Annotated in this window: 9 protein-coding genes and 1 pseudogene; 7 read left to right on the top strand and 3 right to left on the bottom strand. The window is 64.6% G+C overall.

Going from position 1 to position 8729, the window contains the following annotated elements; all coding sequences use genetic code 11:
- From SE92_RS16105 to SE92_RS16095, 3 genes and pseudogenes are all read left to right on the top strand, one after another.
- Nucleotides 1–290, top strand: a pseudogene (locus SE92_RS16105) (FAD binding domain-containing protein); the annotation flags it as partial.
- A 2-nt stretch (nt 291–292) separates the two neighbouring features.
- Entirely contained in the window at nt 293–2584 is a 2292-nt protein-coding gene (locus SE92_RS16100) for a xanthine dehydrogenase family protein molybdopterin-binding subunit (RefSeq protein ID WP_063196645.1), read from the top strand.
- 60 nt (nt 2585–2644) lie between these two features.
- Complete coding sequence (locus SE92_RS16095) at nt 2645–3109, top strand: FKBP-type peptidyl-prolyl cis-trans isomerase (protein WP_036013901.1); 465 nt, start codon at nt 2645–2647, stop codon at nt 3107–3109.
- A gap of 114 nt (nt 3110–3223) precedes the next feature.
- On the opposite strand, the gene SE92_RS16090 is transcribed toward SE92_RS16095, so the two are convergent.
- Nucleotides 3224–3442, bottom strand: coding sequence for a CsbD family protein (locus SE92_RS16090; RefSeq protein ID WP_063196644.1), 219 nt, complete (start codon nt 3440–3442; stop codon nt 3224–3226).
- A 128-nt stretch (nt 3443–3570) separates the two neighbouring features.
- On the opposite strand from SE92_RS16090, the gene SE92_RS16085 reads away from it, so the two are divergent.
- The 3 genes from SE92_RS16085 (at nt 3571) to SE92_RS16075 (ending at nt 5164) form a co-directional block, all read left to right on the top strand.
- Nucleotides 3571–4083 (top strand): cupin domain-containing protein, encoded by a 513-nt coding sequence (locus SE92_RS16085; RefSeq protein WP_063196643.1) that lies wholly within the window; start codon nt 3571–3573, stop codon nt 4081–4083.
- Nucleotides 4084–4205: 122 nt separating this feature from the next.
- The gene (locus tag SE92_RS16080; protein ID WP_063203564.1) at nt 4206–4634 is read left to right on the top strand and encodes a VOC family protein; all 429 of its coding nucleotides are present in this window, start codon (nt 4206–4208) and stop codon (nt 4632–4634) included.
- Between the two features lie 41 nt (nt 4635–4675).
- Complete coding sequence (locus SE92_RS16075; RefSeq protein ID WP_063196642.1) at nt 4676–5164, top strand: VOC family protein; 489 nt, start codon at nt 4676–4678, stop codon at nt 5162–5164.
- A gap of 154 nt (nt 5165–5318) precedes the next feature.
- Here SE92_RS16075 and SE92_RS16070 read toward each other — a convergent pair whose 3' ends face one another.
- Nucleotides 5319–6470 carry a hypothetical protein gene (locus SE92_RS16070; protein ID WP_063203563.1) on the bottom strand — a complete coding sequence of 384 codons (1152 nt, stop codon included), beginning with the start codon at nt 6468–6470 and terminating at the stop codon, nt 5319–5321.
- 2 nt (nt 6471–6472) lie between these two features.
- On the bottom strand, nt 6473–7174 hold the full coding sequence (locus SE92_RS16065; RefSeq protein WP_063196641.1) for a FecR family protein: 702 nt from the start codon (nt 7172–7174) through the stop codon (nt 6473–6475).
- A gap of 51 nt (nt 7175–7225) precedes the next feature.
- Here SE92_RS16065 and SE92_RS16060 point away from each other — a divergent pair, with 51 nt between their 5' ends.
- A complete protein-coding gene (locus SE92_RS16060; protein ID WP_063196640.1) occupies nt 7226–8656 on the top strand; it encodes a phospholipid carrier-dependent glycosyltransferase in 1431 nt (476 codons plus the stop codon).
- Nucleotides 8657–8729: the final 73 nt, after the last annotated feature.

Below are 8729 nucleotides of genomic sequence, written 5' to 3'. Positions count from 1 at the left end.
GGCAGTCCTATGAGTTCGCGCTGTCGTCGGCTGCGGTCGCCCTCGACGTGCAGGACGGCGCGGTCAGGGACGCGCGGATCGCCCTGGGCGGCGTCGCCACCGTGCCCTGGCGGGCGCGCGAGGCGGAGGCGGTGTTGAAGGGGCAGAAGTTCGATGACGGCCTCGCACAGCGGGTTGCCGACGCCGCGTTTGCGGACGCCAGGGGACGCCGGCACAACAGCTTCAAGATCGCGCTCGGCAAGCGTGTGGTGGCGCGCGCGCTCCAGCAGGCCGTAACGATGGAGATCTGATCATGACCGCTGCAGCTCCCGAGCCGAAGACGAACATGGGCCAGCCGGTGCCGCGCTATGACGCGGCTGCAAAGGTAACGGGGCGCGCCACCTATGCGTCCGACATGCCGCTGGACAATCCGGCCTATGCATTCCTGGTCACCAGTGCGATCGCCAAAGGTCGCATCGACAGTTTCGATCTCGATGGCGCCAAGCGTGTCCGCGGCGTGATCGACATCGTCACCCACGAGAATGCGCCGGAACTGAAGGAGTCGAAGCTGTTCAGCAATGGCGGTTATGCGGGCACGACGATCCAGCCGCTGAAGTCGGCCGAGATCGCCCATGACGGAGAGATTATCGCTGTTGTCGTTGCGGAAAGCTATGAGGCTGCGCGCGAGGCGGCCAACCGGGTCAAGGTCAGCTACACCGCCACGGCCCCGAGCGCGACTTTCGACTCGCCCGGCACCACCACGGCGGCGGCGAAGGGGCAGAATGCCCAGTTCAAGGAAGACCCTGAAGTCGGCGATTTCGCCAAGGCGTTCGAGGAAGCCGAGGTCAAGCTGACCGCCGCCTACGAAACGCCGGCGCAGCACCACAATCCGATGGAGCTGTTCTCGACGAGCTGCGTGTGGATGGGCGACAACCTCGTCATCTACGAGGGGAGCCAGTTCGTCCATGGGCTGAAGCACGGCGTTGCCGAGCAGCTCGGCATCGATGCCGACAAGGTGCGCGTGGTCAATCCTTACGTCGGCGGCGGCTTTGGGTCTCGCGGCTCGATGACGCCGCGGACCGCGATCATCGCCGGCATTGCCAGGCGCTTGAACCGTCCGATCAAGCTCGTCCCGACCCGCGATCAGGGCTTCACCATCGCGACCTATCGCGCCGAGACTCGGCACGAGATGAAGCTCGGCGCGAGCCGGGACGGTAAATTGGTGGCGCTCAGGCATGAGGGGGCCGAGATCTCCTCTCGCGCGGACGCCTATTGCGTCGGCGGCACCAAGACGACGGCGCGCCTCTATGCCTGTCCGAACGTCGCCAGCCTGGTGTCGATCGTGCGTGCGGATCGCAGCACCCCCGGCTTCATGCGCTCGCCGCCGGAGGTGCCGTATCTGTTCGCGCTGGAGAGCGCGATGGACGAGCTCGCGGTGAAGCTGAACTTGGACCCGGTCGAGCTGCGCCGCCTCAACGACACCACCAACGAGCCGATCGGCGGCAAGCCCTATACGTCCCGCTCGCTGATGGCCTGTTTCGATGAGGCCGCCAAGGCGTTCGGCTGGGCCCGGCGCTCGCCTCAGCCGAAATCGATGTCGGAAGGCGACTGGCTGATCGGCTATGGCTGTGCCGCCACCTGCTACCCGACGCAGATGGGGCCGTCTGCTGCGCGCGTGCGCCTGCAGCGTGACGGCCGTACCCGGGTCGAGATCGCCGGTCACGAGATCGGCACCGGTGCCTACACGGTGATCGCGCAGACCGCGGCCGAGCGGCTCGGCGTGCCGCTCGAGAAAGTCGCCGTCTTCATGGGCGATAGTGATCTGCCGCCGGCGCCGGTTGCCGGCGGATCGAATTCGACCGCGAGCACTTGTTCGGCGGTGATGATGGTATGCGATCAGATTCGCCAGCGCCTGTTCAAGGCGGTGATGCCGAGCCAAAGCCTGACCGACCGGGCCAAGGAGACCGTGGGTCTTGGCCAGACGCCGGCAACGCAAGCGGCGAAGGGCGACCGTCCGCTCGACCTGGAGAAGGCATTTGATGCGCTCGGGGTCGGCGTCGTCGAGGAATATGGTGAGTGGAAGCCGGAAGGCGCGCCGCTGGATTCCTTCCGCGCCATGCACAAGGGGCAGGTGCGGCTGGTCGGCGGTCATGCCATGAAGGATCAGATCGCCTACGCCTTCGGTGCCGAGTTCGTCGAAATCCGCGTCAACCGCTTCACGCACGAGATCCGCTGCCCCCGTCTGGTCGGCGCCTTTGCGGCAGGCCGCATCATGAACCCGCGCACCGCGCGCAGCCAGCTGATGGGCGGCCTGATCTGGGGCATGTCGTCGGCGCTGCTGGAGGCCACGGAAATCGACGAGCGCAATGCGCGGTACGTCAACGACAATCTGGCCGACTATCTTTTGCCTGTGAATGCGGACGTCGCCGGCGTCGAGGTGATCATGCTCTCCGAGCAGGACGATCGCATCAACCCGATGGGCGTCAAAGGGCTCGGCGAGCTTGCAAATGTCGGCACCAATGCCGCGATCTGCAACGCGATTTATCACGCCACTGGTCAGCGCATCCGCAAGCTCCCGGTCCGGCTGGAAAATATCGAGGTGTGAGGGGTGGAAACGGCGACGGCGTTGCGCTAGACACCTCCCGCCTCAAACGGAAGGTGTTTTATGCAGCGTTTTCAGCGCGCACTCCTCGCCCTGATGTCGGCACTCGCGATCACCGTGATCGCCAGCGTGTCGCATTTCGTTTCCACCACGGCCTCGGCCCAGACCGCAGGAAAGACCATGACCACAGCTTCAGGCTTGCAGATCATCGACTCCACCGTCGGCACCGGCGCCTCGCCGCAGCCGGGCCAGATCTGCGTAATGCACTATACCGGCTGGCTCTATGAGAACGGCCAGAAGGGCAAGAAATTCGATAGCTCCGTCGATCGCAAGGAGCCGTTCGAATTCCCGATCGGCAAGGGCCGCGTCATCGCCGGCTGGGACGAGGGCGTTGCCTCCATGAAAGTCGGCGGCAAGCGCACGCTGATCATCCCGCCGCAGCTCGGCTACGGAGCTCGCGGCGCCGGCGGCGTGATTCCGCCGAATGCGACGCTGATGTTCGACGTGGAATTGCTCGCGGTGAAGTGACGGCGCAGCCGACATCTTCTTGCCTGGCCAAGCCCGGCCATGACGGATAGAGGTCGATCCAAACAAAAAGACCGGCCTTGCGGCCGGTCTTTTCGCATTTCGATCTTGCTCGCGTCATTCCGTCGCGCGCTTGGCCGCCGCCGCGGCGCGATCGATCGCTTCCTTCGCGGCGTCCTTGGCATCGCCCATGGCCTGCTGGCCCTTGCCCTTGACTTCCTGGACGACGCCTTCGCCCTTCAAGCGCTCGGAACCGGTGGCTTCACCGATGCCCTGCTTGGCCTTGCCGATTGCTTCGTTCGCGTTGCCCTTGATCTTGTCGGTGGTGCTGCCCATGAAACTCTCCTTTTCATCTGGTCGTGTAGTCAACGTCCCGGGGCTACGAGGGTTCCAATTTTGGTATGGCTCGCGGGCGCGGCTTCGGGTTAGTTTGCCGCGCACGGAACCAACAGAAAGCAAGTCCCATGACCGGCCATGACCATTCGCATTCTCACCATGACCACGATCATGACGATCGCTGGAAACATGACGGCGTGCGCGTCATTCCCGGCAACCAGCTCGATACCAACGTGCCCTCGACGGCAGGCATGGACCGCGCGGCCGCGATCAATTTCGCACGCGTCGGCGCGCAGAAATTGTGGGCGGGCACTGTCAGCATCAAGCCGGATGCCAAGACCGGCGCGCATCACCACGGCCATCTCGAAAGCGTCATCTATGTCGTGAAGGGCAAGGCGCGGATGCGCTGGGGCGAGAGCCTGCAATTCACGGCGGAGGCAGGCCCCGGCGATTTCATTTTCGTCCCGCCTTACGTGCCCCACCAGGAGATCAACGCCAGTCCGGACGAGGTGCTGGAATGCGTGCTGGTGCGCAGCGACGGCGAGGCGGTGGCGATCAACCTCGACATCGAGCCAATCGAGAAGCCCGAGACCGTGCTGTGGATCGACCCGGTGCACCGGGACCCGAACGAGAAGAAGTAAGGCTGCCTCAAGGGGCGGTGCGACCGAACCCCGCAGATCGGGGGCCAAAATATAGTCGGAAGCCGTGTCGGGTGGCCGTCGGGCCATACGTCCTTGGGCAGAACCCGCCCAAGGAGCTGCCGATGCCCAGGATGATTTTCCTCAATCTGCCCGTGACCGACCTCAAGCGTGCGACCGCCTTCTATGAGGCGGTCGGCGGGATCAGAAATCCGCAATTCAGCGACGACACGGCGAGTTGCATGGTCTTTTCCGAGACCATCTACGTGATGCTGGCGACCCACGACAAATTCCGCCAGTTCACGCCGAAGCCGATTGCGGATGCCAAGACCTCGAACCAGGCGCTGTTCTGCCTGTCCGCCGACAGCCGGAACGAGGTGGACGATCTTGTCGGCAGGGCCGCGGCCGCGGGCGGGGTCGCCGATCCCGGTCCGAAGGACGAATACAGCTTCATGTACGGCCGCAGCTTCGAGGATCCGGATGGCCACATGTGGGGTGTGAACTGGCTGGACATGGCAGCGGTGCCCACGCAGCCCTGCATGACGAACGCCTGATCGAAGCCCGCCAACATTGAAAGCTGAAGAGGAGACGCTCCATGCCCAAGCTCGTGCCCTGCATGTGGTTCAACGGCGATGCCGAGGACGCCGCGAAGTTCTACACCTCGCTCGTGCCGAATTCCGAAATCTCGCATGTTCAGCGCAATGTGTCGGACGGCCCGTCCGGCAAGACGGGCTCCGTGCTCGTCGTCGAGTTCACGGTGGCCGGCCAGCCTCTGGTCGCGCTCAACGGCGGGATGAAGATGGAATACACCCACGCCATCTCGCTGATGATTCATTGCGACGACCAGGCACAGGTCGATCACGTCTGGAATGCCTTCCTCGCTGATGGCGGCAAGGCAGAGCAGTGCGGCTGGCTCAGGGATCGCTGGGGCGTGGCCTGGCAGGTGGTGCCGAAGGTGATGTTCGAGTTTCTCACCAGCCCCGACAAGGCCGCCGCCGCGCGCGCGATGCAGGCGATGATGAAGATGGTGAAGCTGGATGTCGCCGAACTGCGTCGGGCGTTCGAAGGCAAGTCGGCGGCGTAACGCCGACACCGGTGCCGTAGGGTGGGCAAGGGCGCTCTTGCGCCGTGCCCACGATCTGTTTCCGATTGCGAGAGGTCGTGGGCACGCTTCCGCCTTCGCTCTTCGAGCTACGGCGGACAAGTCGCTTTGCCCACCTACGAGACTACGCCCGCCGCTAATAATTGATCCGCAACCCCACGCCGCCATGAATGGTGTTGCCGACAGGCTGCGGGCCCAGCGTGCCGTTGGCGAACAGATCGACGATCCAGCCCTTCTGCACGCGGAAGCCGAGGCGGCCGCCATATTCGAACCAGCCCTGGTTGCCCATGGTCGGGACCACCATGCCCTGGCCGGTCACGGTGGCGACGATGCCGCTGCGGCTCGCGAACGACTGCACCCAGCCGCCGTTGATGTTGGTCTCGATGTTGCTGCCGAACAGATGTGTCCATTGCCCGCCGATCTTGACGAGGCTGGTGCGGTCGGTGCCGGTCGCGATGCTGGCGTCGAACGGATTGAACGCCACGGCGCTATCGGTATAGCCCGACACGCGTTGCCAGAGCTGCCAGACCTCGATCGAGGCTGCGACCTCGTCGCGCGGTGACACGCGGCTCATCCAGCCGGCGCGGCCGTAGACCGCGTAGTTCGAGGCGTTGGTCGAACTCGTCACGCTCACCGGACCGAGACTGGTGTTGTAGCTGCGGGTGTAGCGCGCCTTTTCCCACGGTGTCAGGATGGTGCCGACGTCGAAGAACGGGCGCGAGGAGCCCCAATCGGTGAAGTCGTAGCGCAGCGCGAAGGCGCCGATCGGCGCGCTCGTGATCTTGTAGCCGCCCTCGTTGTACTGCGTGTAGGCGATGCCGGCGAGCAGCGACAGATTGTTGGTGAGCTCCTTGCGGCCGTGGATGCCCGCCGAGAACGAGCCGGCCGAGCCGAACGCGCTGATGCAATCGCTGCAATTGACCTGCTCGTTGACACCTAGCAGCACCGTGCCGAGCACCCGGTTGGTGATCATCTGGTTGAAGCGCTGGCCCGCGAGCCCGCCGATCGAATTGCCGCTGGAATCGGCGCCGGTCGGTGTCGGACTCGACGACGGATAAGGACTGGGCGAGGGATAGGGGCTCGGGGAAGGGGACGGCGTCGGGGTGGGTGACGGATAGGGCGACGGGGAATAGGTCGGGGAGGGAGAGGGATTGGGTTCACCGCACCCGGACTCGCACTCCGCCGCCTGCGCCGCCGCCGGCCGCGCATTGAATGTGACAAGCGCAAGCGCTGCGGTAGCGCTCAGCGTAGCGGCAAGGATGAGGCGCTTGACGTCGAACTTCGCCATCGTCAGCGCCCGCACAACATGCCGTCGTCATGGACGGCGGGCGTGATGGTCGGCGAGGCGTCGGCGTACTGGTTGACCGCGCACAGTCCGGCACTGGCGGCGCAGTTGGCGGCGAATGTCCAGGACGGCGTGTTGGTCTTGGTGATGCTGACCTTGCCGCCGGTCGAGGTGATGATCGCGGTGTCGCCCGGCTGGGTCAATTGCACGCATTGAGAGTTCGTCGTGCAGACGCTGGCCGCGCCGTCCTGCAGCACGACCACGGAGCGGCCGCGCTGCGAGAGGATGTCGAGCGTGGTACCGCGCACGCCGATGGTCGCAAGCGGCGTCGTGATCTTGTAGGCGGTCTTCTCGGAATGTCCGGTGACGAAACGGAATGCGCCCGTGGTCATGCGGATCGCGACATCGCGATAGCTGTGTTCGTCGTTGAAGACGGTGCGGTCGAGCTTCAGCGTGGCCCTGGGGCCGAGCGACAGATTGGTGCTGTCGGCCATCACGAAGCGCGCCGCGCTGTCGGCGCCGGTGCGCACGGTCTCGTCGCGCAACATGCTGTCGCCGACACTGATCGGCGTCGAGGTCGCGGCGACGCGCACCACTTCGTTCTGGATCACGACGGCTTCGCCAACGCGCGTCTGTGCCTGCGCGCAAGGCGCCGCGCACAGAGCGGCCGACAGCAGTGTGGGGAAAAGCAGGAAACGCAAATTCATTTCGCAACCGATCGATATGTCCCTGATCGTACCGGATCGCGCGCGCTTCTGATGTGGCGGAATTATCACAAGCGGCGCAGGACGTGCGCTAAGCTTAGTGACAGTTGCGGCAGAATGCGTTCAATGAAAATCGCGATCTGTTTTTTTGTCCGCGGTGACGCAAATTTGCCACGCAAAACATCCCCACAGCAGCCGCTTGAATCCGCAGCGGTTCCGAAGATGTCGCGGAGCGCAGTCATTGCTGTCGCAATTTTCCTGGTTGCCCATCTCGCGCTGCTGATCGGACTGACGACGCCGGACAAGTTCGTCTTCGACGAGGTGCATTACGTGCCGGCGGCGCGGCAGATGCTGGCACCAATGATGTCGCAGCCGATGCTCAATCCGATGCATCCGCCGCTGGCCAAGGAGCTGATCGCGGCCTCGATCGCGACGTTCGGCGACAACGCGCTCGGCTGGCGCTATCCCGCGACATTGTTCGGCGCTTTGGCGATCGTCGCGATCTATCTGTGCGGCCTCGCGCTGTTCTCCGCGCAAGGGCCTGCCATCGCGGCGGCGCTGATCGCCGGGTTGAACCAGATGCTGTATGTGCAGGCGCGCATCGCCATGCTCGATATCTTTGCGCTCGGTTTCGGTCTGCTCGCGATCGCCGCTTTCATGCACGGTTTTCGACGGGAACGGCCGCAGCCGCTGTTCGCGCTCGCGGGCGGCCTGTTCGGTCTCGCCGCGGCCTGCAAATGGAGCGGCCTATTTCCGCTCGGCGTCTGCATCGTCATCGTCGCGGTGATCCGTCTGATGCAGGGCTGGCGCACGCTGTTCGCCGACGCCAAGCCGGACGACTGGTATCGGCCGGACCTGTGGCCCGGCTTCAAGCTGCATCATGTCGTGCTGTGCTTCGCCGTCTTGCCGGCGGTGACGTATCTTGCCGCCTTCGTTCCGCTCTACGGCGCGTCGCTGCCGGACCTGATCGAGGCGCAGCGCCGGATCTTCGCCGACAACACGACGACCGCAATTGCCGGCCACACCTATATGAGTTCGTGGCCGTCCTGGCCGCTGCTCGCCCGTCCCGTCTGGTTCCTGTTCGACAAGAGCGCTGAGGATAACGTCTCCGCGATCGTCTTTCTCGGCAATCCGCTGGTGTTGTGGCCGGCGCTGATTGCGCTCGCCGTGGTGCTGCGCGACTTCATGGTGGCGCGACGCTGGGATGCCTTCCTGATCGCGGCGTTCTATTTCGGGCCCTGGCTCGCCTGGGCGTTGCTGCCCCGCACACTCGGCTTCATCTACTACTACCTGCCGGCGGCGACCGCGGCGTCGCTCGCCCTGGTCTATGTGCTGCGCCGGGACGGCCTGCCGCGCTGGCTGTTGTGGGCCTATGTCGGTGTCGCTGCGGCCGGCTTCGTGGTCATGCTGCCGGTCTCCGCAGCCTTCGTCGGCACCACGATGCGGACCTTTGGCCGCCTGATGCTGTTCCAGAACTGGATCTAGTGCCCGCTGGCGTGCATACGCTTGGTCGAAATGTCTTGCCTGAATCAATCAGTGCGTGTGGACTGGCCCGACT

The organism is Bradyrhizobium sp. AT1 (assembly GCF_001590795.1).
In the GTDB taxonomy this organism is placed as follows: Bacteria; Pseudomonadota; Alphaproteobacteria; order Rhizobiales; family Xanthobacteraceae; genus Bradyrhizobium.
Note: the sequence above shows the minus strand (reverse complement) of the source record. Positions and strands in the feature narration are given on the sequence as shown.